This is a genomic window from Priestia sp. YIM B13490 (assembly GCF_042787735.1).
GTDB classification, from domain to species: Bacteria; Bacillota; Bacilli; order Bacillales; family Bacillaceae_H; genus Priestia; species Priestia megaterium.
The window spans coordinates 383005-405146 of record NZ_JBHZOT010000003.1 but is presented as its reverse complement, the minus strand read 5'-3'; the positions used below and the strand labels follow the sequence as shown (position 1 = coordinate 405146).

21 protein-coding genes and 1 riboswitch are annotated in these 22142 nt (G+C 38.9%); of the genes, 5 read left to right on the top strand and 16 right to left on the bottom strand.

The window, feature by feature from the left end; genetic code table 11:
• Positions 1-67: 67 nt before the first annotated feature.
• The 4 genes from ACFX4R_RS11960 to ACFX4R_RS11945 form a co-directional block, all read right to left on the bottom strand.
• Complete coding sequence (locus tag ACFX4R_RS11960; protein ID WP_029321599.1) at positions 68-511, bottom strand: hypothetical protein; 444 nt, start codon at positions 509-511, stop codon at positions 68-70.
• A gap of 153 nt (positions 512-664) precedes the next feature.
• Positions 665-1693 (bottom strand): spore photoproduct lyase, encoded by a 1029-nt coding sequence (gene splB / locus ACFX4R_RS11955; RefSeq protein ID WP_377569838.1) that lies wholly within the window; start codon positions 1691-1693, stop codon positions 665-667.
• A 110-nt stretch (positions 1694-1803) separates the two neighbouring features.
• On the bottom strand, positions 1804-2052 hold the full coding sequence (locus tag ACFX4R_RS11950) for a transcriptional regulator SplA domain-containing protein (protein ID WP_377569836.1): 249 nt from the start codon (positions 2050-2052) through the stop codon (positions 1804-1806).
• An 89-nt stretch (positions 2053-2141) separates the two neighbouring features.
• Positions 2142-3101 (bottom strand): LacI family DNA-binding transcriptional regulator, encoded by a 960-nt coding sequence (locus ACFX4R_RS11945; RefSeq protein WP_043982330.1) that lies wholly within the window; start codon positions 3099-3101, stop codon positions 2142-2144.
• A gap of 124 nt (positions 3102-3225) precedes the next feature.
• Here ACFX4R_RS11945 and ACFX4R_RS11940 point away from each other — a divergent pair, with 124 nt between their 5' ends.
• Positions 3226-3354, top strand: a complete 129-nt coding sequence (locus tag ACFX4R_RS11940) for a hypothetical protein (RefSeq protein WP_013083044.1) — start codon at positions 3226-3228, stop codon at positions 3352-3354.
• Positions 3355-3393: 39 nt separating this feature from the next.
• On the opposite strand, the gene ACFX4R_RS11935 is transcribed toward ACFX4R_RS11940, so the two are convergent.
• The 3 genes from ACFX4R_RS11935 to ACFX4R_RS11925 form a co-directional block, all read right to left on the bottom strand.
• Positions 3394-4704, bottom strand: coding sequence for a Na+/H+ antiporter NhaC family protein (locus tag ACFX4R_RS11935; RefSeq protein WP_043982329.1), 1311 nt, complete (start codon positions 4702-4704; stop codon positions 3394-3396).
• 85 nt (positions 4705-4789) lie between these two features.
• A riboswitch (SAM riboswitch) is annotated at positions 4790-4896 on the bottom strand.
• A 101-nt stretch (positions 4897-4997) separates the two neighbouring features.
• Positions 4998-5765, bottom strand: coding sequence for an ABC transporter permease (locus ACFX4R_RS11930; protein WP_377569636.1), 768 nt, complete (start codon positions 5763-5765; stop codon positions 4998-5000).
• Positions 5758-6669, bottom strand: a complete 912-nt coding sequence (locus tag ACFX4R_RS11925) for an ABC transporter ATP-binding protein (RefSeq protein ID WP_043982326.1) — start codon at positions 6667-6669, stop codon at positions 5758-5760. The genes ACFX4R_RS11930 and ACFX4R_RS11925 overlap by 8 nt, the downstream gene beginning before the upstream one ends.
• Before the next feature lie 170 nt (positions 6670-6839).
• On the opposite strand from ACFX4R_RS11925, the gene ACFX4R_RS11920 reads away from it, so the two are divergent.
• Entirely contained in the window at positions 6840-7280 is a 441-nt protein-coding gene (locus ACFX4R_RS11920; RefSeq protein ID WP_025752263.1) for a YtoQ family protein, read from the top strand.
• Between the two features lie 152 nt (positions 7281-7432).
• On the opposite strand, the gene ACFX4R_RS11915 is transcribed toward ACFX4R_RS11920, so the two are convergent.
• From ACFX4R_RS11915 to ACFX4R_RS11905, 3 genes are read right to left on the bottom strand one after another with little or no spacing between them, the layout of a single operon-like run.
• Positions 7433-8644: a Ger(x)C family spore germination protein gene (locus tag ACFX4R_RS11915; protein WP_060745717.1), complete on the bottom strand. Its 1212-nt coding sequence runs from the start codon at positions 8642-8644 to the stop codon at positions 7433-7435.
• Positions 8628-9755, bottom strand: a complete 1128-nt coding sequence (locus ACFX4R_RS11910; RefSeq protein WP_013083039.1) for a spore germination protein — start codon at positions 9753-9755, stop codon at positions 8628-8630. Before ACFX4R_RS11910 ends, ACFX4R_RS11915 begins: the two co-directional genes overlap by 17 nt.
• A gap of 3 nt (positions 9756-9758) precedes the next feature.
• Entirely contained in the window at positions 9759-11336 is a 1578-nt protein-coding gene (locus ACFX4R_RS11905; protein ID WP_377569634.1) for a spore germination protein, read from the bottom strand.
• Positions 11337-11842: 506 nt separating this feature from the next.
• Here ACFX4R_RS11905 and ACFX4R_RS11900 point away from each other — a divergent pair.
• Positions 11843-13462 carry an ABC-F family ATP-binding cassette domain-containing protein gene (locus ACFX4R_RS11900; RefSeq protein WP_013083037.1) on the top strand — a complete coding sequence of 540 codons (1620 nt, stop codon included), beginning with the start codon at positions 11843-11845 and terminating at the stop codon, positions 13460-13462.
• Positions 13463-13498: 36 nt separating this feature from the next.
• Here ACFX4R_RS11900 and ACFX4R_RS11895 read toward each other — a convergent pair whose 3' ends face one another.
• The 5 genes from ACFX4R_RS11895 to ACFX4R_RS11875 all read right to left on the bottom strand — a co-directional run bounded on the left by ACFX4R_RS11895 (position 13499) and on the right by ACFX4R_RS11875 (position 18240).
• Complete coding sequence (locus tag ACFX4R_RS11895) at positions 13499-14383, bottom strand: DMT family transporter (protein WP_377569632.1); 885 nt, start codon at positions 14381-14383, stop codon at positions 13499-13501.
• A gap of 64 nt (positions 14384-14447) precedes the next feature.
• Complete coding sequence (locus ACFX4R_RS11890; RefSeq protein ID WP_043982313.1) at positions 14448-15164, bottom strand: helix-turn-helix domain-containing protein; 717 nt, start codon at positions 15162-15164, stop codon at positions 14448-14450.
• Positions 15165-15191: 27 nt separating this feature from the next.
• Positions 15192-15821: an alpha/beta family hydrolase gene (locus ACFX4R_RS11885; RefSeq protein ID WP_165575169.1), complete on the bottom strand. Its 630-nt coding sequence runs from the start codon at positions 15819-15821 to the stop codon at positions 15192-15194.
• Positions 15822-15881: 60 nt separating this feature from the next.
• Positions 15882-16892, bottom strand: coding sequence for an LLM class flavin-dependent oxidoreductase (locus tag ACFX4R_RS11880; RefSeq protein ID WP_377569630.1), 1011 nt, complete (start codon positions 16890-16892; stop codon positions 15882-15884).
• Between the two features lie 130 nt (positions 16893-17022).
• A complete protein-coding gene (locus tag ACFX4R_RS11875) occupies positions 17023-18240 on the bottom strand; it encodes an MFS transporter (RefSeq protein WP_377569627.1) in 1218 nt (405 codons plus the stop codon).
• Between the two features lie 140 nt (positions 18241-18380).
• Between ACFX4R_RS11875 and ACFX4R_RS11870 the strand changes: the two genes are divergently transcribed.
• Positions 18381-18662 carry an acylphosphatase gene (locus ACFX4R_RS11870; RefSeq protein WP_028408645.1) on the top strand — a complete coding sequence of 94 codons (282 nt, stop codon included), beginning with the start codon at positions 18381-18383 and terminating at the stop codon, positions 18660-18662.
• An 83-nt stretch (positions 18663-18745) separates the two neighbouring features.
• Complete coding sequence (locus tag ACFX4R_RS11865; protein WP_025752250.1) at positions 18746-19522, top strand: 3-hydroxybutyrate dehydrogenase; 777 nt, start codon at positions 18746-18748, stop codon at positions 19520-19522.
• Positions 19523-19561: 39 nt separating this feature from the next.
• Here the strand turns inward: ACFX4R_RS11865 and ACFX4R_RS11860 are convergent, their stop codons facing one another.
• Complete coding sequence (locus ACFX4R_RS11860; protein WP_377569625.1) at positions 19562-21973, bottom strand: S8 family serine peptidase; 2412 nt, start codon at positions 21971-21973, stop codon at positions 19562-19564.
• Between the last annotated feature and the right edge of the window lie 169 nt (positions 21974-22142).

Sequence of the window (22142 nt, the reverse complement as noted above, 5' to 3'; positions counted from 1 at the left end):
CCCCAAATATTGCTATTTTAACAAATTAATTTTATTATTCTTTATTTTTCCATATATAATATATGGTTTATAGGGCAACGTTTCGAAACTCGTCGTTATAAATGCTAATTTGAAGCCGCTGAGAAAAACGTTCTTGTTCGATATATGTTTCAGGCATTAATCCAACAGGATATACCTTAGGGTTTTCGCCACTGCCTAATATGTATACATACATCTTTCCTTCGCTTGTATATCGAACTTTCGTCGAAATACCCCCTTGCCCTTGAAGAGGCGCATAAACAGCTCTTACATTATCTCTTATTTCTTGTACAAACCCATGTAGTTCAATATCAGAATCATAATAATGGTTTGCTTCATACAAGCCGTAAATCCGAGACTTGTCGATATCACATAATATGTTCCAAAATTCAGATAAATTCTCTTGGAACAACACTTGAATAAAATTCCGTGCAGCTTCTTGCTGTTCGTTTGTTAATTCTTTTGTTAGCGCAAACTCTTCATTTTTTAACATCTCAGTCACCTCCCTTTTGTATGTAATACGACAAGCGATAAAAATAACCTCTTTTTTTCAACTTATTAGCAAGCAATTTATTTTTTCACATTAAAAATTGAAAAGTTATTTTGACTAAGGCGTCAGAATAACTTTTCAATTACTGTAGAATAATTACGTAAAGTATTCGATTTTTGCATTCGGAAAATACTGATCAATGTAATATTCTAATGTTTCTCTTAATTCTTGTTCTTCATCTTTTGCGTATACATATTTTCCAATTCCGTAACGCCCCCACTTGTAGCGGCGCTCCTCTTCATTCATCTCAAGCTTTGTTTTCGGATAATTTTTCTCGATTACCCGCTTGGCCGGCTTGGTAAAGCGATGCTGAATCATTTCAAACGTAATATCATCTCTGGACTCCTCAGGTATAGAGGCGTCCAGCTTTTCAAACAACTGACGGTATCCCTCTTGCCAACCTTCATGAATGTAAATAGGCGCCACAATAAAGCCAAGTGGATATCCGGCTTTTGCAACTTTATTAGCAGCTTCAATCCGGTAATCAAGAGGAGATGTACCAGGTTCAAAGTTTTTTATAACATAATCTGCATTTATGCTAAAGCGGAAGCGCGTGCGACCATTATGTTTAGCATCCAATAAATGATCCACGTGATGAAATTTAGTCACAAAGCGCAGTTGACCTAGTTCACTTTCCCCAAAATACTCAATCCCCCGCTTTAATGAATGTGTTAAATGGTCAATTCCTACGATATCAGATGTACAAGCCGCTTCAAATCGCGTTATTTGAGGGGCTCTCTCCTGCATATATTGCTCTGCTTGACCTAATATTTCTTCAACATTCACGTACGTGCGAATATATGGTTTGCTTCCCATTGTTGTCTGCAAATAGCAATAGTGACAATGCCCCATACACCCTGTTGCAAATGGTATTGCATATTCAGCTGACGGTTTAGATGTATCAAATTTCAATGTTTTACGCACGCCAACTACTAAAGTCGACTTGGCATTGCGGTATTTTTGCAAATCATTTTTTCCCGGTATATTACGCACTTGATTATGAGAAGTTGTTTGACGAATCTCAATTCCCATCTTCTCAAATTTTTCTTTTAATTGAACACCAAGCGGGTACTCCATTGCCCCTGGCTCAATATATACTAATTGAGGTACAAAAGGTTTTATCATCATGTACACTTCCTTTTTTCTAGTACTAATAGCGTTTGAAAAATAAAAAGACTCTATCCTTGGTAATTATTTTTCAAACAAAAAAGACTCTCCGTTAAGAGAGCCTTGCATCAGTCATATTGTTCATAATCAAATATCTTATTATACATTTTTCCAGCTTCTTCATACGTTGAATATACGGCATCATCTTCAGCTAACAAATGGTAAGACTCATGTAAAAACAGCGCCTTTTCACCTTTGTTTTCGGGATGTTCAACAATTTCAGCCTGATTAATATTCGCAACGTTTGCCGTATGAGGATTTCGGTAAATAACAAATACTTGATCTCCCACTTGATATTCTTTTTTCTCCACGATCATCATCCTTTTCTTCTTTCTTTACTCGTATGATGTCCGCTTTTGCTCATTTTATCCGGTAAAAACACCTCATGGCATGATCGATCAAGAATTCATACGCTTTTACGCTCAATAAACCGAAAAGGGAGCTCAATTTTCTGAAGAACCTTGCTTCCCACTAATGTAAAAAGCGTTTCTCCCATTTCCTTAAGAGGAAGTTCGATCGTTGTTATTTGTAAATAAGAAGAAAGCGGATGATTATCAAAACCAATGATAGCTAATTCACCAGGAACTGAAATACCCGCTTGTTCGCACTGAGCTTTTATTCCGATAGCTACTTGATCGTTTGTTACTAAAAGCGCCTGAGGCCGATTTTTCATCTGCACTAGTTTTTCCACCACTTTTTCACCATCTGTCACGTTCAAACAGCCTTGAAAAACCCATTCCGGATGATAAGGCTGATTTATTCTTTCTACATATTCTTTGTATGCTTGTTGCCGCTGTTGACTATTCGTACCCGTCATCCTTCCAATACAGTAGCCAATATCCGTATATCCTTTTTCTTTTAAATACATAAGCGCCTGCTTAAAAGCTGCATAATGATCAACGTAAACGGAGCGAATAGAACGATTCTGTACGTTTTCGCACACGGCTATCGGCCCGTACTGCTGATAATATTCAATCGTGCTCCAGCTGCTTGCTCTAGAACAAATAATCACTCCATCAACTTGCTTTGTTTTTAGCATATGAAGCGCTTCTTCTTCTTTTTTTACATCATAGTTCGTCTGACAAATAACAAGCTGATACTGCTTTTCTAACGCCTGAGATGCCACTCCTTCTAAAAGCAGACTAAAATACGGATGATTAATAAAAGGCAAGACGACGGCAATCATATTTGTTTTCCCTTTTGATAAGTGAACGGCATTAATGTTTTGTTCATAATTAAGTTCGTGAATAACCTGCTCTACCAGCCGGCGTTTTTCTTCTTTTACATACGGATGATGATTTAGCACCCGGGATACAGTCGAAACAGATACACCAGCTTTTTTTGCGATATCTCGGATATTTGTCATGTTTTCACCTTTTTCTCTTGCGCTGAAACGCGTTTCATACTTTATTCTCATTATAAAGTGAAACAGCAAGAAGCTAAACCCGTTACCATCGTGTTTTTACTCATTTACGTAAGGAGGTCATTTCATGGGTATTTTATTATTCATTTTATTATGCGGAATTGAAATTGGAGGAGCGGCTTATGCACTTAAACAGAACGAGACGCTTTGGAAGGAGTTAGATGATGAAAAGCCGACTGATTTTTTTAAACAGTAAAAAACCCTTAAAAAGAACATTCTTTTTAAGGGTTTGATATTACGCAGCTTCTTTAGATGACTTTGACTTTTTATTTAAACGAGGAAATCCAATTACAATTGCAATGATCCCGCAAACCGCTGTTAACATTGGGTAGAATGTAAATGGAATAATCTCAATCGGTGAAACTTTAGCAAATCCTGCTGCGAGAAGCATTTGTGCGCCGTAAGGGATAAGCCCTTGAACGCTGCATGAAAACAAGTCAAGCAGACTGGCTGATTTACGATTATCAATTGAATACTTATCAGAGATTTCTTTTGCTAACGGACCTGCCGTAATAATTGAAATCGTGTTATTAGCCGTTGCTAAATTTGTTAAACTTACCAGTCCAGCGATGCTGAATTCTCCGCCTTTTTTTGTTTGAATGCGTCGTGTTAATAAATTCAATAAGAACTGAATACCGCCATTATAGCGAATAAGCTCAACCATTCCGCCGATTAGCAGAGATAAAATAATTAACTCTGACATTCCGCCAATACCTTCTGTCACAGTTTTAGCAAGAGAAGAAAGCGTGTAGCTTCCGTCAGCTAATCCAATCACGCCGGCTAGCACAATTCCTCCGGTTAAAATGCTTAATACGTTTGCACCAAATATGGCAGCAACGAGTACGCCGACATAAGGCAAGATTTTAAACCAGCTAAAATCTTTAATTTCTACTGATGATGTATTGCCTAGCGTCATTACAAGCAATAAAATTACCGTAACAATCGCTGCAGGAAGGACAATAAAAAAGTTTACTTTTAATTTATCTGACATATTTGTTTTTTGCGTACGAACTGCTGCAATGGTTGTATCAGAAATTATCGATAAATTATCTCCAAACATTGCACCACCAATAACGGCAGCAATGGCCAATGTAATGGATACATGCGCTTGCTCACTGATTCCTACAGCAATAGGCCCTAGCGCAGCGATTGTTCCCATTGATGTTCCCATCGAAATGGAAATGAATGCGCCAATAACAAAGATTCCGACTACCACTAAGCTTTGCGGAAGCACAGAAAGCGCTAAGTTTACCGTTGAATCAACAGCTCCCATGCCTTTAGCAACTTGAGAAAAAGCACCTGCTAAAATAAAAATAAGCACCATAATAATGATATCAGGATGCCCTGCTCCTTTAGCAAAACGCTCCACTTTTACATTAAGTGAATCTTTGCGATTCATAGCCAGCGCCACGATGGCTGCAATGATAATGGCTACTAATACAGGCAGCTTATAAAAATCTCCCGTTATAATTCCTGATCCGACAAACAGGACTAAAAAGACGCCCAGCGGTAACAGCGCCCAGCCGTTTCCTTTTTGTTGTTCCATTCTTAACACCTCTTGTTTACGTAATAAAAAAAGACCTCTTCTTATTGATAAGAAGAGGTCTCTTATTTGTATCATAAGATTACCCTTCTCATCTTCCAAACGAAACATCGTCTGCTGGATTTGGCACCGCACTGCGTACAGCCAGTTGCCGAGACATCATAGGGCCAGTCCCTCCGTCTCTCTTGATAAGAAGTTTATAGTTGTTTTAAAAATAGTCTTTCACTACTGTAATCTCTTTTTATTTAATTGTCAAATGCTATTTTAGAAAAATATATAGTGCGAAAATTCTCACATCAATTAGCTACGTCTCGTTTTAAAAACGCTGCCCATGCCACGCCCATAAAGAAGACAAAATGAGCAACTAAGATGAAAATGGAAAATGGAATCGTCATGCCGTCAAATATCGTCTTCATTCCGTCCATATACTGCACAAAGTTTGTGTTGGCGAACAGTAAAAATTTTCCCCACCATAAACCAAACTGTGATACTAGTCCTGTTACTGCTTTCGCCCCGATACTTACGACAATAGCCAGACTGGAAGCAAGCGCGCTGTTTCTAAATAAAGACGACAGCATGAATGCAAATGTCATCATCATAAACGTTTCCATATACGCGCTGTCATACGTAAGCGTAATGTTTTTAAGCAGCTGCGCATCTCCTTCTAGACTGGTAAAGCCAAAGAACAATGCTCCCCATACAAACGAAAAAAGCAAATAGCTCAGTAAATAATACAAGCTAATTAAAATGAGGGTTATGTACTTGGATGCTAAAATCGTTGAACGTCTAGCAGGGCGAATTAAAAGAAGCTTAATGGTACCTGCTTCAAACTCTTTTGCAACCATTGACCCTCCAACAGCAAGCGCGAAAAATTGAACGAGAATCAGCATACCTGAACTAAATGACAGGAAGTTCAAAATGTTGTCTTCTGTTCCTGCACTGTTTGCTACTTTCTTCATTAAAAGAGCCATACAAAGAGTTAAAATACCGATTGTAATAAACGTGACTTTTGTACTTCTTTTATGAAACCATTTCATATGTTCATTTTGAATTAGCTTAAGCATGGTGCTCTCCTTCCGTAACGGACATAAACGAATCTTCAAGCGTCTCATACACAGGAGTGATTCGGTAGACTAAAATATCGCTGTCCACTAATTTTTTATTCACAGCTGGAATTTGTTCTTTTACAATCGTCACGTCGATACTATGTGATCTCATCGTTACTTCAAATTCTTGTGATAAAAGATCCGCTGCTTTTTGCGCATCAGACACTTCAAATTCTACGTACGTTCCTTGATCTTGACGATTTGGAGATAGATCTTGAATGGCTTTTAACTCACCGTCTTGAATAATGCCAACGCGGTCACATAGTGCTTCTACTTCTTTTAATAAGTGGCTCGCGATTAAGATCGAAATTCCTTCTTCCCTGCAGAGGGTTTGTAAATATGTACGAAATTCTCTCATTCCCGCTGGGTCTAGACCGTTTGTTGGTTCGTCTAGTAAAAGCAATGCAGGCTTATGTAAAATAGCTTGAGCTACTCCTAAACGCTGTCTCATCCCAAGAGAATACGTCTTCACTTTTGCATGAATGCTGTTTTCAAGCTTTACTAAAGCAATCACTTCATCCAAGCGTTCTGATGTGATCCCTTCATGCATATTCGCAAAGTGTTTTAAATTTTGATAGCCCGTCAGATAATCATAAAACTCAGGGTTTTCAATAATCGCTCCAATTGATTTCATAGCTGATGTAAACTGTTCTTTTAAAGGAAATCCATTGACGATAATTGTTCCCTCTGTTTCTTTGATGAGTCCTACGACGGTACGAATTAACGTTGTTTTTCCAGAGCCGTTCGGACCAAGCAATCCGAAAATCTCACCGCGCTCAACCGATAAGGATACATCATGCAAAATGGTTTTCTTCCCAATTACTTTACTGACATGATCTACTTGTAGCACTGTTTCTGTCATCATGTACATCCTTTCTTTAATTAGCAATACGCTTTCTATTGTTTCTCTTTTTTAACTATTTGTCTACTATAACCTTATTTTTGGAAAAGTAGCCCATTCAAATCATTCGTATTATCCGCTTACATTTGATAAAATAAAACAAACTTTAGTTAGAGGAGGACTTCTACATAATGAACTTAACCGTATACCTTGCCGGGCAAATTCACGATAACTGGAGAGACGAAATTAAAAACCAAGCAGAACAATTAAACCTTCCCCTTACCTTTGTCGGTCCCATGACAGACCATGACCGCTCCGACAACATTGGAGAAGAAATTTTAGGAAAACAGCCTAACGCTGTCTTAAAAGATGAAGCTGCTTCTCAAATTAATAATTTACGTACGCAGGTGCTCCTTAAAAAATCTGATGTGGTTATTGCTTTATTTGGCGAAAAATACAAGCAGTGGAACAGCGCAATGGATGCGGCGACAGCCATTGCATTAGATAAACCGCTAATTTTGGTTCGCCCTGAAAAACTGCACCATCCGCTTAAAGAACTGTCAAACAAAGCCCAGGTTGTAGTCGAAACGCCAGAACAGGCTCTTCAAGCATTAGCTTATATTTTTGAATAACAAATAAGAGCTGTCGGTTCTGGACAGCTCTTATTCTTCATTTATCCCTCAAGCTCCTTACTGGGGGGAATATTTTTTAGCAAGCTCTAAGGCTATTCCTTTTAGTTTCTTTCATTTCCAACATCAAAACAAGCCAAATTGTACTTAGCTGCTCACTTTTTTGATCCTGACGTTCCATAATCTTTAATCATTAATTTTACATCATAGTTAATTGGAACTTCACTAAATGTTTGATCCCAATTGTCTTTAACCCTCATCCATACTCTGGGCCTTTTAATTCTCAATTGATTTCCGAACCCGGCCACATCGACTTTATATTCTTTTTGCATTTTTTCTACCGTGTTTTTTACGAGGTGCTCCACTTTTTTTTCTGAGTTTTTTTGCACCTTCTGTAAAAATTGATTTTTTAAAGGATTTCCTGAGACCACCCAATTTTCAGATAGCCTCCCCTCGGATTCAATATGCACATCGAAGGAGATGCTATTTCCTTTAACATGAGGTTCAATATGACTTTTCATGGATTCTATTTCGTATACAATCAGCTGACCGGTCTTTTTATCAAAGCTTTTCACTAGCCCGCCTTTCCCTTTTCCTGTGATCCAAGTCAGACCATCTAGTTCTTCTTCATTCAAAAAACCGATCATTTTGTTTGTTTTCCCTTTAATTATGGCAGCACCAGCAAATTTGATTTCCCCATTTGCCGATAATACATTTTGCAATAGAAAACTAGTCCCTGATTCAATATTGCTCTCTAATTTAATGAGCGACGTGGGAGGTAAAATTCTCGTTGTTCGATATGCATTTTCCACCATTCCAGCCAAACGAAATGCCGGGATTTCTCCTGCTGTCTTCGATTCTAGCCCGTCCCTAGCTCTCCCTTTACTAATAAGTACAAGACAGCTTGGTCTAATCTCATTATCACGAAGAAACTCATTCACTAATTTTCCTAAACTATACGTTCTCGCAAGAGCCTCGCCAATAATAATTACTTTTAGATGTTGGCTGGCAATCGAAGTCTCTCTTCTCAATGATAATTCACGGGTCATTTGATGAATAGAATCTCCCGTTTCAGCCATATTCACGTAAGCCTTCTGCTGAGGTCCTCCTTGGACAGTTGTTGAACTTGCCACTTGCGGGGTGATCAGTTGGTAGGTTGACGTAATCAAGTTCCTTTTGGGATACTCTTCTTGTTCATCAAATTCTTTTTCAGTCATGGACTTGTTAGCTTTATCAAGAGCCATACCTACTCCTAAACTTCGTTCTTCAATTTCATGACTGCTCCAGCAGCCCGCCAGAGGAAAAAGCAAAAAAACAGAAAGCAAAACCGATAAGAAGAACCGTACGTGATTAGAGGCTTGTCTCATACTTTCTCCCCTTTATTTTTGAAATGATAAGAAGCAGTACGGGTAAAAAGCCAAATAAAATCAGGGCAGCATTACCAACCATATCTCCTAATTTAAATACATCATTGATATTTCTAGGGATCATGGAAATGAGATAAATAACCGGAAGCACACCATACATAAATGGATGGATATTTTTTTTAAAAAGCTGAGACAGTCCTAATGAAGCAGCGTAATGGTTAACATTAAAAGAAGTAAACATTTGCATAATCCATACCACCAGCAACAAGGAATCAAAGCGTTCAAATATTAACCCAGTTAATTCATAACTTCTTATTAAATCAAGCGTAGGCCACGTTCTCGTAACCACTCCATCCACTGAGAACGCTCCGATAACCATCACGACGGTAATAACATAAAGAAGCAAAGGAATCGCAGTACCAACTAGTACAGCTTTTACTGCTTTGTTTGGTTCTTTCATGAATGCCAATATTAAAAGCATGAATTCAGGCCCAGTAAACGCAAGAGCTGTTGTCCTTATCCCTTTTAGCACCGGCGTAATACCTGAACCTAGTACCGGGCGCAGATTATCCACTTCAAATATTTTGATACTCATAAAGGCAACAAGTAAAAAAAGAATAACGGTAATAGGTAATATAATTTCAAATATACGGGCAATTGGATTTATTCCCCCTCTTATCAGATAGAGACTTGCCCACATAAATGGCATGATTATAGCCCATTTTGGGGTTCCTTCCAACAATAGATATCCAGTTACCTCTGCCAATGAACGAGCATGAAACCCACCAAGTGCCAAAAAATAACCTATCATGAGGAAACTAAATAACTTGCCTATCCATTTCCCTACAATTTCTTGGCTGTATTGATAAAAGGTTTTTTCAGGGAAGCGTTGACTTAATTTCACCATGATTACCCCTGCTATCATGGTGATTATCCCCCCTAAAATAACAGTTAGCCAAACATCTGGTGTTTTCACTTTTTCCGCAGCTGCCCGCGGCAAGGTAAGAATACCTGTTCCAAGAATAAAGTTGGTAATAATAATAGTTGTTTGAGGCGTCGTAATACGATCTTTTGAATTTATCATTTCTAACAGCCCATTTCCTTTCATCATAAGCTACCCTTTTCGCAGAGGATCTTTGGTGTGCATCATCTTTGGACGTCGTTTCATCATCATCAGAGGCATACGGACTACCAAGTCTTTCCATTCACTTAAACGATAAGGAACAGCTGGACTCATATAAGGTACGCCGAAACTTTTTAGTTTCACTAAATGGCTCATCATAAAAAGGAAAAATAAGATGACGCCATATAATCCAAGTATGGCAGCACAAAGCATGGCTACAAACCGAAGAATACGCAATGTGATTCCTACACTATATTGCGGAATAGAAAACGATGAAATGGCAGTTAACGCCACTACAATCACCAAAATAGGGCTAACGATTCCTGCCTGCACCGCAGCTTCTCCAATGATTAACCCACCGACAATGCCCATTGCTGGACCAATTGGTTTCGGCAACCGGAGTCCGGCTTCTCTCAAAATTTCGATCGATAGTTCCATAAATAAGGCTTCGATAAGGGCGGGAAACGGAACACCAGACCTTGATCCTATAATAGAAATAGCTAACTTAGTCGGAATTAATCCTGGATGAAATGAAATAAACGCAATATACAAAGCCGGGGTAAAAAGGGAAAGAACCACTGCAATATAACGAAGAAAACGAATGAATGTACCGGGAATCCACCTTTCATAATAATCTTCCGGCGACTGTAACATCATGCTAAACGTAACAGGAGCGATTAAAGCAAAAGGCGTCCCGTCTAATAAAATGGCTACTCTCCCTTCCATCAAAGCAGCAATTACACGATCGGGACGCTCCGTATTCTGCACCTGGGGAAAGGGACTAAGGTAATTATCTTCAATGAGTTGTTCAACATATCCTGACTCCGGCACATTATCAAGATCAATTTTTTTAATTCGTTTTTCTACTTCTTCAACTAGCTCTGGATCAACAATCTCCTTTATGTAAGCAACAACTAAGTCTTTTTTGGAACGCTTTCCTACTTGAAATTTCACCAGCGACAAATTTTCAATATCTCCGCTTCCTCTTAATAAAGAAGTATTATCACTTAACGATTCAGTGAAGCCTACTCTTGGCCCTCTCACCAATGCTTCTGATACGGGCTCTTCAATTGTCCTTGTTTTTACTTTGCTTGTACCAAGAATTAAAGCAGGTGATATTCCGTCAATTAAAAGAGCCGTAGATCCTGTTAAGACTTTTGATATTACTTCTTTAATAGAATGGACCTCTTCTACATCACTAATTGATAATACTTGGCTTTTAATAAACTGTTTTGAAAGGCTTCCCTTTACGTAAAGCTGATCCTGTTGATATTCTTTTGAAAAATCAGCCATCAATGATGACAAAATATGTTTTTCAATAAGATCTTTATCTGAGAGCCCCTCTACAAAAATAATAGCTGCCTGAATGCTGGTGCGTCCTATAATAAACTCACGAAAATGAACGTCGGAATTATGACCAATTTCATTTTTAACTACTTTTAGTGTTAAAGCTAAATGATCCGTAACATGATTAGGTGAATCTTGATGTATAGATTCCTGTTTGTTTTCCTTCTCGTGCGCATGGTTACCTATTTTTTTTACTGCTGATTTCCATTTTTTCATTTTCATCACTCTTCCTCTGAATTACGAATCCCGCTTAATAATTTGTAGATTATATACGGGATGAAAAAAACCAAAACTGCTTGTATAAAAACTGGCCATTCTGGAAGATAGGAAACAACTAATTTCCACATGATAATCACCCTATTTATGTCTATATCAAACCAATTTTAGAAATAAGCACCCGTAAAATATCAGTGTTTACTTCATAGAAATTCTTTTATTTACCAGGTAGTATTATTCTTCTTTTTGTTTCTTATACAAAAGAATACAACATCCATCTTAAAAATGAAAAAGAGCTGATTACTGAAGGATTAGACATGCTGGTTTGCTGCTCAATGTTTTGGTGAATGCTAGAATAATTAAAGTTTTACCTCTCAAAAATCCCCTTAAATAGTTGACGAGTGCTTGAAGTGTCGGTTACACTTTATGTTTGAAATATTGTATTCATATCGCTCTTATCTCAAAAGAATGGTATAATTTTATAGATATTGAATTTGGAGGACTGCTCATACATGATTACAGTTAGTAATGTAAGTTTACGATTTGGCGACCGAAAGTTATTTGAAGATGTGAATATTAAATTCACGCCTGGTAACTGTTATGGATTAATCGGCGCAAACGGTGCTGGAAAATCAACGTTTTTAAAAATTTTATCTGGTGAAATTGAATCTCAAACTGGTGATGTACATATGGGCCCTGGCGAACGCCTTGCTGTCTTAAAACAGAACCACTTCGAATATGAAGATCAAGAAGTTATGAAAACCGTTATTATGGGGCACGCTCGCCTTTATGAAGTAATGCAAGAAAAAGATGCTATTTATATGAAAGCAGACTTCACAGATGAAGACGGAATGAAAGCAGCTGAGCTTGAAGGTGAATTTGCTGAATTAAACGGTTGGGAAGCAGAATCAGAAGCAGCTATTCTTTTAAAAGGATTAGGTATTTCTGAAGATCTTCACGCAAAAAAAATGGCTGAACTAACGGGTAGTGAAAAAGTAAAAGTGCTTCTTGCACAAGCCTTATTCGGAAAACCTGATGTATTACTTTTAGATGAGCCTACGAATAACTTGGATATTCAAGCAATTCAATGGTTAGAAGAGTTCTTAATTAACTTTGAAAACACAGTCATTGTTGTATCTCATGACCGTCACTTCTTAAACAAAGTATGTACGCACATTGCTGACCTTGACTTCAGTAAAATCCAAGTCTACGTTGGTAACTATGATTTCTGGTATGAATCAAGTCAATTAGCACAAAAAATGGCGTCAGATGCGAACAAGAAAAAAGAAGAAAAAATTAAAGAGCTTCAAGCCTTTATCGCTCGCTTTAGCGCAAATGCATCGAAATCAAAACAAGCAACGTCTCGTAAAAAATTGCTTGATAAAATTTCATTAGATGACATCCGCCCTTCTTCTCGTCGCTATCCGTACGTGAACTTCACGCCGGAACGTGAGATTGGAAATGACGTACTTCGCGTTGAAGGTCTAACAAAAACAATTGACGGCGTAAAAGTGCTTGATAACGTAAGCTTTATTATGAATAAAGATGACAAAATCGCTCTTGTAGGCCGCAACGAACTTGCAAATTCAACATTAATGAAGATTTTAATGGGTGAAATGGAAGCAGACAGCGGTACGTACAAATGGGGTGTGACAACGTCTCAAGCCTTTTTCCCAAAAGACAACTCCGAGTACTTTGAAAACGGAGATTTAAATTTAGTAGACTGGCTGCGTCAGTATTCACCTAATGACCAAAGCGAAAGCTTCTTACGCGGTTTCTTAGGCAGAATGCTATTCTCTGGTGAAGAAGTGTTGAAAAAAGCCAACGTTCTTTCCGGAGGAGAAAAAGTTCGCTGTATGCTTTCTAAAATGATGCTAAGCGGTTCAAACGTTCTTTTACTAGACGACCCTACGAATCACCTTGACTTAGAATCAATCACAGCACTAAACAATGGACTTATCAGCTACAAAGGTTCAATGATTTTCACATCTCATGACCATCAGTTCGTTGAAACGATTGCAAATCGTGTAATTGAAATTACGCCAAACGGAGTAATTGACAAGCAAATGACGTACGATGAGTATTTAGAAGACAGCAACCTGCAAAAACAAGTAGCTAGCATGTACGCTTAATAAGAAATCCCCTTTCTCTAGAGAAAGGGGTTTCTTTTATATACGCACCTCTTGATTTAGCGATGATTTCGGAGAATACGTTAAAAACGCTAAGCTAGCAAATACTAGTGCTGCTCCACATATGTTCACCAAAGTTAGAGATTCTCCTAAGAAAAAGACGCCCAATAAAAAAGCGGTAACGGGCTCTGCTAATGATAACGTCACGGCGGTAGACGCATGCACCGACTTAAGCGCTGTAGAAAATAATACATAAGCAAGAGCCGTCGTAAGTATTCCTAAGTGAAGAGCAATGCCCATTCCATTTAGAGAAACTAGCCAGCTCATATCATATATAAACCAGCATGGGATTAGTAGAACAGCAGCTGTTGTGAACACAAGAGAAGCGCCTACTTGCGGATCAACATGCTGAACAATTTTTTTATTAACAGTCGTATAGCAAGCAAAAGACGCCCCTGCTCCTATCGCCATACCTAAACCTATCACGTCGATTTGACTATCTTTTTTTAACAACAAGCTGCAGCACCCTATAATACCCGTAAACGTAGCAAACAACCACTTTTTTGTAGGTTTCTTGCGGTACACTATGTAATCTAACATTCCTGACAAAAGCGGCGCACTCCCAATTGCTACCATTGTCCCTACTGCAACACCCGTTTTGATAACGGCTGAAAAAAACAGCGGCTGATAAGCGGCCATACTTGCTGCAGCAACCGCAAGGGGCAGAATAGGAAGGTTTCTTACGTCCACTTTCTTTTTTTGAATAAGACAAGCTGCAAGAAGCGACAGTCCCCCTACAGCTAAACGCACCGCTCCAATTGCCACGGAATGTGCTTCAGCAGATGCTAAAGCTTGGGCAGTCCCTGTTGTTCCCCATAGTACAGCTGCACATAAAATAAGTATTTTTGATAATGAAGTATTCATATTTCCATCTCCTTTCTTTTATCATAGCTAAAAGAAAGAAAAAAGTTTTTCCGCTTTTATGATATTATTTGTCTGTTTTTAAGATACTTCGATATTGCGTGGGTGAGACTCCTTCTTGTTTTGCAAACCATTTGGTGAATGAAGACAAGCTGTAATAGCCGACTTCGTGCGCAATATACGTTATCGAATAGCTGCTCTCTTTTAACAATTCTTTTGCTTTCTTTAAACGTATACGCGCTACATAGCTTTGAGGCGAATAGCCCGTTTTTTGTTTAAACCAAGCAGAAAAATAGGCAGGATGGTAATTTTCCATCTTGGCAAGACTTTCTATGTTTAGCTCTTGATTAAAGTTAGCATGAAGATAATCAATGGATTTAAACGTTTGTTTCTTTGGCAAATAATGCTGAATGTAACGGACTAAATCTTCAAGCGCCCCTCTGTCAGCGCTTTTTTGAAGCCCATCAAGTAAAAGGTAGCGAATTGCTTTCCATGTTGAATCCCATTGAATAAAAGCGGCTTGTTGAGAAAGATGCGCACTTTCTGTAAATTTCAACGGAATATCAACAACTAAACATTCATTTGTATTTTTAGCTTGATACGTATGAAGCTGACGAGGCGGAATGTAAAAGCATCCTTCTTGTAGCGTTAAGTGCTGCTCACTTGCTTGAATATCAAGAGCACCTGCTAGCGGAAACAAAAGCTGACTGTAGTTATGATTATGAGTATGAGGTGAATAGCTGTAGGCTCTTTTTTCGCAAATAATTTCACGTAGCGTATCCATTTTTTCCTCCTTTCCTTACTTCCTATCTCAAAGAAGCTTTTCTATGCCATTCAAAACGGTTTCTAGCGCCTTTAACGATTCCACAGGAGAATACAAAACGTCCAATGAATGATCAGCGTTTTCAATCACTTCAATATTCATCTTGTTTGTTTTTAATCGATAAACTTCTTCGGCATAATAGTAATCACGACTTCCTATTACAAGAAGACCTTTATGAGTGTTTTCTAGTAAACTTTCAAACAGTTCCGATCTGGTTAAAAGCGGCGTCAGTAAAAGCATCACTGCATCTTTGTAGACTTCATCTTTCATAACTCGCTGAATCAGTGGAATCGTCCCAAGTGATTTTCCTGCAAATATGATATTTTTATAGTTATTGTGAGATAAAACGTCTTGCAGCACAAGGTCAATGTCTTTCATCATAACGTCTGCAATCTCATCTGTAGACTTTGTCATGAGCTCTTTTGAATATGTATAGTGAATATGAACAACGTCAATTCCGTGTTTTAGCATCAGCATTGTCACATAATACAACAGCGGCTTTTCGTACGTATAGCCTAGACCTGAAAACATAAAGCAAATGCGAGGCCCTCCTGTTTTAATATGTGTATAGGTAATCTTATTAGTTTGGTTGCTTACACTTTTTTGATCTACGTGCATGTCACTCCTCCTTTTTAAATATTCTAACATTTAATCCCGTAAAAAAACCCCATCTTTTTATTAAAAAAATGAGGGTTGAGGAAATAGCTCTGCAAGCAGTTCATAAGACTTCTTTTTTGCTTCATAATCATGGATATTTGTAATAATTAAAAATTCGTCGTTATCATATTTTTGCTGCAGCTGAGTTAATCCTTGTTTTACTTCAGCTGGATTTCCTACGATCATACGAGGACAATTGGTGCTTATTTTTTTGAGCTCTTCTTCTGAATAAGAACGATTGCGCACTTCCTCTATCGATGAAACCGTTGTATCTCCGCCTTTAGCTACTTTCAACAGCCAATCATCTAACGTTTTAGCGTGTTCCTCAGCTTCTTCTGTTGTTTCTGCACATACTACAAATACGCATACGTTGGTTTTAGGCGTTGATTGATACGAAGAAGGGATAAATTCTTGTTTATAATGACGAATGGCTTCTTGTCCTCCAACTGAATAAATAAAGTGTCCAAACGTAAAAGAGATGCCCAATTCAGCAGCTGATCTCGCTCCTCTTTTATTAATACCAAGATGCCACAGTTCTGGCTTTGTTTCGCTCAGCGGATAAGCCGTCACGCCGTAATACGGATGATCCGACGGCAAATTATGCTCAAGATGTCCTTTTAACGCTTGAATTTGCCGAGGGAATTCATTGAGGCTTTTACGAACTCCATCTGTCAGCGCTAGCCGGGTAAGCGCATCACCTCCAGGTGACCGTCCAAGACCTAAGTCAATTCGATTCGGAAACAGATTTTCAAGCAGCTGAGCATCTTCTGCTACTTTATACGGACTGTATTGAGGAAGAAGGACTCCTCCAGATCCAATGCGGATTCGGCTCGTTTGAGAAGCTAAGTGCGTCATTAATAGTGTCGGAGATGAACCCGCAAGACCATTCGTATTATGATGTTCCGCTACCCAAAAGCGATGGTAGCCCAACTCTTCCGTTAATTTAGCCAGCTCTACCGTGCGTTTCAACGCTTCCTTTGGTGTTGATCCGCTTGAAACAGGAGACTGATCCAATACGCTTAGCTTAATCATAGGTGATTCTTCCTTTCGATTTTCAATTTCTATTGTCTCTATTGTAGGAGAAAAATATGAATCCGTCTTGAAATTTGCTTCACGCTCATAGAAAAAGCAAACGCTAAGGCGCGTTTGCTTTTTCTTTTTCTTATTTTGCTTCGTGCATTTCTTTCACACGCTTATCGCTCGGTAACAGCCATGTTAGCAGCCCTAGAATTGGAAGATAGCTGCAAAACAGCATAATAAACTGAAGGCTGAAGACGTCGGCTAATTTACCGAATACAACAGCTCCTAAAGCTCCCATTCCAAAAGCAAGACCTACAATTAAGCCGGAAACCAAGCCGATTTTTCCTGGCATCAGCTCCTGAGCATAGACGACCGTGACGCTGAAACTTGACTGAAGAATAAAGCCGATTAGTACTAAAAGAGGTGCTGCCACTCCTAGAGAAACATGAGGCAGTAATAAAGTAAACGGTACTGAACCTAACATAGAAAACAATAGAATATTTCGTTTTCCGAAACGATCGGCAAGCGGACCTCCAAAGAATGTTCCAAACACCCCTGCAATCATAAATAAAAAAACGTAAAGCTGAGCGCTTTTGATAGGCAAATTAAATTTTCCAATGATATAAAACTGAAAGAAATTAAGGATGCCTGCTCCGTACCATGAACGTGCAAAAACTAGAAAAATTAAAAGTCCAACTGCAAAAATAATTTGCTTGTTCATCGTAAATGAAGCATCTGACTGCTTTTTCTTTAAGCGTTGACGAGTAGCTAACTCCGATTTATACCATTTAGAGACGCTATACAAAACCACTACGCCGATACCTGCAATTAACGTAAACCAAATCGTTCCAAACTGACCAAGTCCGATAAAGATAAATGCCGTAAATAGCGGAGCCATCGACTGTCCTGTATTTCCGCCAACTTGATAAATAGACTGCGCCAGCCCCCGTTTTCCCCCTGCTGCCATATACGCTACGCGAGAACCTTCGGGGTGAAAAATAGCTGAGCCAAATCCTACAAATAAGACAGATATAATCACAAAATAAAAATTTGGCGCTAAAGCGAGCCCAACCATACCAATCATGCTTAAACACATTGCAATTGGCAATAAAAATGGCGAGGGACGCTTATCGGCAAATACGCCGAACACCGGCTGCATAATCGATGACGTCATGTTTAAAGCAAAGGCAATCCAGCCGATTTGCGTGTAGTTTAAATTCATCGATTTTTCAAGGACAGGAAAAAGTGCCGGTATAACAGACTGCATACAATCATTTAGGAAATGGCCTAAACTAATAGCAAATAAAATACGATAAATCGTCGCCGGCTGCGCTTGCTGCGTTCGTGCTGCTGCTTGCATTCATAACCCTTCTTTCTTATTTAATCTACATCAAAACTGTTAAAGTCTTACAATGTCTTTTTCTATTATACAGTGAAAAGTAAGATTGTAGTTGTTTTCTTTTTTATAAAAAAGGGAAAATTGCCTGTGAGGTGAAAACAGTGAAAAAACATGTGCATATGATTGTGGACGGACGCGTTCAAGGAGTTGGGTTCCGTCACTACACGCAGCTAAAAGCAATGGAATGCTCCATTAACGGATGGGTACGAAATCGAGACGATCAAAAAGTCGAAATTGATGCTGAAGGTGAAGAAAGCAACATCCAAAAATTTATTGAAGAAATAAAAAAAGGTCCCTCACCGTTCGCTTCTGTTAGCAATGTGGAAGTAAAGATAGTAAACACCCCTTCCCACACCCATTCTTTTCGCGTGAAGTATAGTTAAAAAACTCGCTAAATTAAGATAATTTTTGATAAAATGGAAAAGTAAGCGATTTTATATTTTCTACATATAAGGGGGAAAAAACGATGGTTGAAAACAAAATTGTGTTAATTACAGGTGCAGCTCAGGGTATTGGTTATCAAATTGGTGAGCGCTTTGCTGAAGACGGAGCGACTGTTGTCTTAACTGACTTAAATGAAGATGGCGTTAAGAAAGCAGCAGATAAATTGAAGACAAAAGGCTACGAAGCATTAGGCATTAAAGCAGATGTGACAAAGGAAAGTGATATTGAACAAATGATTGCTCAAACGGTTGAAACATATGGCCGCCTTGATGTATTAATTAACAATGCTGGCATGCAATTTGTTTCCCCTCTCGAAGAATTTCCTACTGAAAAATTTGAACTTTTAACGAAAATTATGCTTGTTGCACCTTTTGTTGCGACTAAGCATGCGTTTCCTATTATGAAAAAGCAAAAATTCGGCCGCATTTTGAACATGTCTTCCATTAACGGTTTGATTGGTTTCTCAGGAAAAGCAGCGTACAATAGCGCTAAGCACGGCGTAATTGGCTTAACGAAAGTGGCTGCTCTTGAAGGTGCAGAGCACGGCATTACGGTAAATGCGATTTGCCCTGGTTATGTTGATACGCCGCTTGTTCAAAATCAATTAAAAGATTTGGCACGTACGCGAAATGTAGCGCTTGAAAAAGTACTAGAAGAAGTCATTTATCCTCTTGTTCCTCAAAAGCGCTTGCTTGCTGTCGATGAAATTGCAGATTATGCCATGTTTTTAGCAAGTGATTTAGCAAAAGGCGTAACCGGCCAAGCTGCTGTAATCGATGGTGGATATACGGCTCAATAAAAAAAGAGTGTCAGTTAGACTGGCACTCTTTTTTTTTATTTATTTAATTTCGAATTCTCCTAAAGAACCGGTCGTCTGACCTGCTTTTACTGCTTCTGCGTATAAATAATACGTTCCCGCTGGAAGAGCTTCACCATTAATCTTTCCGTCCCACGTTGCGCTAGAGAATCCTTTTCCTACATTCGTATACGAACTTAACAATTCCCCTTTTTCTAACGTTGCATCGTAAATGTAATAGCTAAGCTTCTCTGCTCCGCCTGGTAAATAACTGCCGTATTCAAATGATCCATTTCCAAGTACATCTACATACGCAGAAGTAACGCGAGGATAATCCGGCTCTTTTACAAATAAGATGGTTGGAACATCGTACGTTTCTTTATTGTTACTTACGGTAATTGTCCCTTCGTAATAGCCAGGAGATAATTTCCCTGCATCTACTTTTACATTCAGGTTTACTTTTTGCGTTTTTCCTGCATTAACAACTAAATCGTTTGTTGATTTAACGTCAATTGCCTGATGGCTTTTCTTAAATTTTACTTTGACCGAGTATTTTTGACTGTGATTTGATAGATTTTTAATCTTAAAGCTTTGTTTTTCTACTTGTTTCCCTTTATCTTTATAAAAGACACCGTACGAGTGACTTCCTGGTGTAATAAGCGTTTTTGCTTTAATTGCATCTACTACGCGCATGCTTCCTGCACCTTGCGTATTATGAGGATAAACCAGCCCGTTGCGGTCACGAAGCAGTTCCGTTGTATTCATTAAAGATGCTTTTACATCTTCTACTTTATAATTTGGATGCGCCTGTAAAATTAACGCTGCTGCTCCTGCTACGTGGGGTGCTGCCATACTTGTTCCTTGCTTTGATCCATATCCATGAGGGTTGCTTGGATCATTGGTTGGCACTGTGCTGATGATATCGACTCCAGGTGCCGAAATGTCCGGCTTAATCATCCATGTATCAACAACCGGTCCGCGAGATGAAAAGTCAGCCATTGTTTCATCAACTGTCTGATCAAATGTTGCAGTAAAAGAGCCCGTAACGGATCCTTTTGCTAAAGAAGCTGCCAAAGCTTGTCCATCAGCTTTTGATAGGCGAATACTTGGCAGAGATGTGCCTGGAATATCAGGGATTGTCCCTTCTACGTTGTTGTAAATCACCGTTGCCACAGCACCGGCTTTTTTCGCATTGTCAACTTTGTCTACAAACGCAATGTCGCCGCGAGAAATAACCGCTACTTTTCCTTTTACATCCTTTCCTTCAAAGTCTTCTGGTTTTCCGAGTCCGACAGGTACAAATTCATACTTTTTACCACTTGCATCTAGTAATGCCTTGTCATTTGGAAAGCCCATTACTTCAGCTGAAGCATAGCTTGCGTTATCCACAGTTAATGTCGTTTTATACAAATTGTAAGGAAGCTGAGTTGCACCAACTGAAATAGCTTCACGAGATGTTCCCGGAGACCCTACTGTCCAGTTAGCTGGTCCACTGTTTCCATTTGACGTAACGGCAACTACTCCTTCTTCCATTGCCCAATCTAATGCAATACTCGTTGCCAAGTCCGGATTATTAATCGTATCTCCAAGCGACAGGTTCATTACATCCGCTCCGTCTTCTACCGCACGGTCAATACCGGCGATCACGTCTTCTGTTGTACCTGTTCCTCCTGGCCCTAGTACACGATAAGCAAGTAAATGAGCTTCAGGAGCTACCCCTTTAATTTTCCCGTCCGCTGCAATTGTTCCTGCTACGTGCGTTCCGTGCGTTGTTGCTTCGCCTTTTGGATCTCCAGCAGGCGTTTCTTGAGGATCTTTGTCATCATCTACAAAATCCCATCCTTTATATTTCTCAAACGCTGACTTTAAATCCGGGTGGTCGTAATCAACGCCTGTATCGATAACGGCTACGGTCATATTTTTACCTGTATACCCTGATTTCCACGCTTGATCTGCTCCCACATAGTAAATGCTTTTATCCATTTCAGAACCGTATTCTTCCGCGCTCACTTCTTTCGATTTCACTTCTGTTGTATGATATTCAACGCTTGGGTAAATAGCTTTTACTCCGGGCAAACTTGCTACTTTTTCAAGGTCATTAGCCGGAAGTTCCGCTGAAAACCCGGAAAACACTTGGTCATATTCACGCTTTACTTTTGAAGTTTTAGAAGCTTTTGAAAGCTCTTTTTTCACTTCGTCACGCGCTTTTTTAATCTTTCCTTTACTTTGCGCTACTCCTTTTTTCTTTGCTTCCGCTACAGACTCTTCATTTAACTCCACAATAACTTTTACTTTTTTAGCCGACTTTAAGTTATAGTCTCCTTGAATTTTAACTAAAGACGGTTCAAGCGCTGGTTTTGAATTTCCGTTGGCGGATGCTCCCATTGCAAAAGAAGATAAAGCAACCGAAAATGCTACTGTACTTAATACAGACCGAATTGATACTTTTTTCATTTTGTTTTCCCTCTCCATTTCTCTCTATACTTCGTGCTACTATGTATGCCTTCATCCCCAGAACATACGCATCTTTCGCTTAGCTAGTGAGTTAAAAACTAGAATAGTATGGAAGTTCTATATATTACTATAAAATCCTTGAGTCTATGGAATCATTTTATATATTCGT

What these genes read in the sequence shown, in the direction of transcription:
- ACFX4R_RS11900 (WP_013083037.1), top strand. Translation starts at nt 11,843, where the DNA reads ATGATTACAGTTAGTAATGTAAGTTTACGATTTGGCGACCGAAAGTTA.
- ACFX4R_RS11905 (WP_377569634.1), bottom strand. Translation starts at nt 11,336, where the DNA reads ATGAAAATGAAAAAATGGAAATCAGCAGTAAAAAAAATAGGTAACCAT.
- ACFX4R_RS11930 (WP_377569636.1), bottom strand. Translation starts at nt 5,765, where the DNA reads ATGCTTAAGCTAATTCAAAATGAACATATGAAATGGTTTCATAAAAGA.
- splB (WP_377569838.1), bottom strand. Translation starts at nt 1,693, where the DNA reads ATGATAAAACCTTTTGTACCTCAATTAGTATATATTGAGCCAGGGGCA.
- ACFX4R_RS11915 (WP_060745717.1), bottom strand. Translation starts at nt 8,644, where the DNA reads ATGAGACAAGCCTCTAATCACGTACGGTTCTTCTTATCGGTTTTGCTT.
- ACFX4R_RS11880 (WP_377569630.1), bottom strand. Translation starts at nt 16,892, where the DNA reads ATGATTAAGCTAAGCGTATTGGATCAGTCTCCTGTTTCAAGCGGATCA.
- ACFX4R_RS11865 (WP_025752250.1), top strand. Translation starts at nt 18,746, where the DNA reads ATGGTTGAAAACAAAATTGTGTTAATTACAGGTGCAGCTCAGGGTATT.
- ACFX4R_RS11920 (WP_025752263.1), top strand. Translation starts at nt 6,840, where the DNA reads ATGAACTTAACCGTATACCTTGCCGGGCAAATTCACGATAACTGGAGA.
- ACFX4R_RS11940 (WP_013083044.1), top strand. Translation starts at nt 3,226, where the DNA reads ATGGGTATTTTATTATTCATTTTATTATGCGGAATTGAAATTGGAGGA.
- ACFX4R_RS11910 (WP_013083039.1), bottom strand. Translation starts at nt 9,755, where the DNA reads ATGATGAAAGGAAATGGGCTGTTAGAAATGATAAATTCAAAAGATCGT.
- ACFX4R_RS11895 (WP_377569632.1), bottom strand. Translation starts at nt 14,383, where the DNA reads ATGAATACTTCATTATCAAAAATACTTATTTTATGTGCAGCTGTACTA.
- ACFX4R_RS11860 (WP_377569625.1), bottom strand. Translation starts at nt 21,973, where the DNA reads ATGAAAAAAGTATCAATTCGGTCTGTATTAAGTACAGTAGCATTTTCG.
- ACFX4R_RS11935 (WP_043982329.1), bottom strand. Translation starts at nt 4,704, where the DNA reads ATGGAACAACAAAAAGGAAACGGCTGGGCGCTGTTACCGCTGGGCGTC.
- ACFX4R_RS11875 (WP_377569627.1), bottom strand. Translation starts at nt 18,240, where the DNA reads ATGCAAGCAGCAGCACGAACGCAGCAAGCGCAGCCGGCGACGATTTAT.
- ACFX4R_RS11950 (WP_377569836.1), bottom strand. Translation starts at nt 2,052, where the DNA reads ATGATCGTGGAGAAAAAAGAATATCAAGTGGGAGATCAAGTATTTGTT.
- ACFX4R_RS11925 (WP_043982326.1), bottom strand. Translation starts at nt 6,669, where the DNA reads ATGACAGAAACAGTGCTACAAGTAGATCATGTCAGTAAAGTAATTGGG.
- ACFX4R_RS11945 (WP_043982330.1), bottom strand. Translation starts at nt 3,101, where the DNA reads ATGACAAATATCCGAGATATCGCAAAAAAAGCTGGTGTATCTGTTTCG.
- ACFX4R_RS11885 (WP_165575169.1), bottom strand. Translation starts at nt 15,821, where the DNA reads ATGCACGTAGATCAAAAAAGTGTAAGCAACCAAACTAATAAGATTACC.
- ACFX4R_RS11890 (WP_043982313.1), bottom strand. Translation starts at nt 15,164, where the DNA reads ATGGATACGCTACGTGAAATTATTTGCGAAAAAAGAGCCTACAGCTAT.
- ACFX4R_RS11960 (WP_029321599.1), bottom strand. Translation starts at nt 511, where the DNA reads ATGTTAAAAAATGAAGAGTTTGCGCTAACAAAAGAATTAACAAACGAA.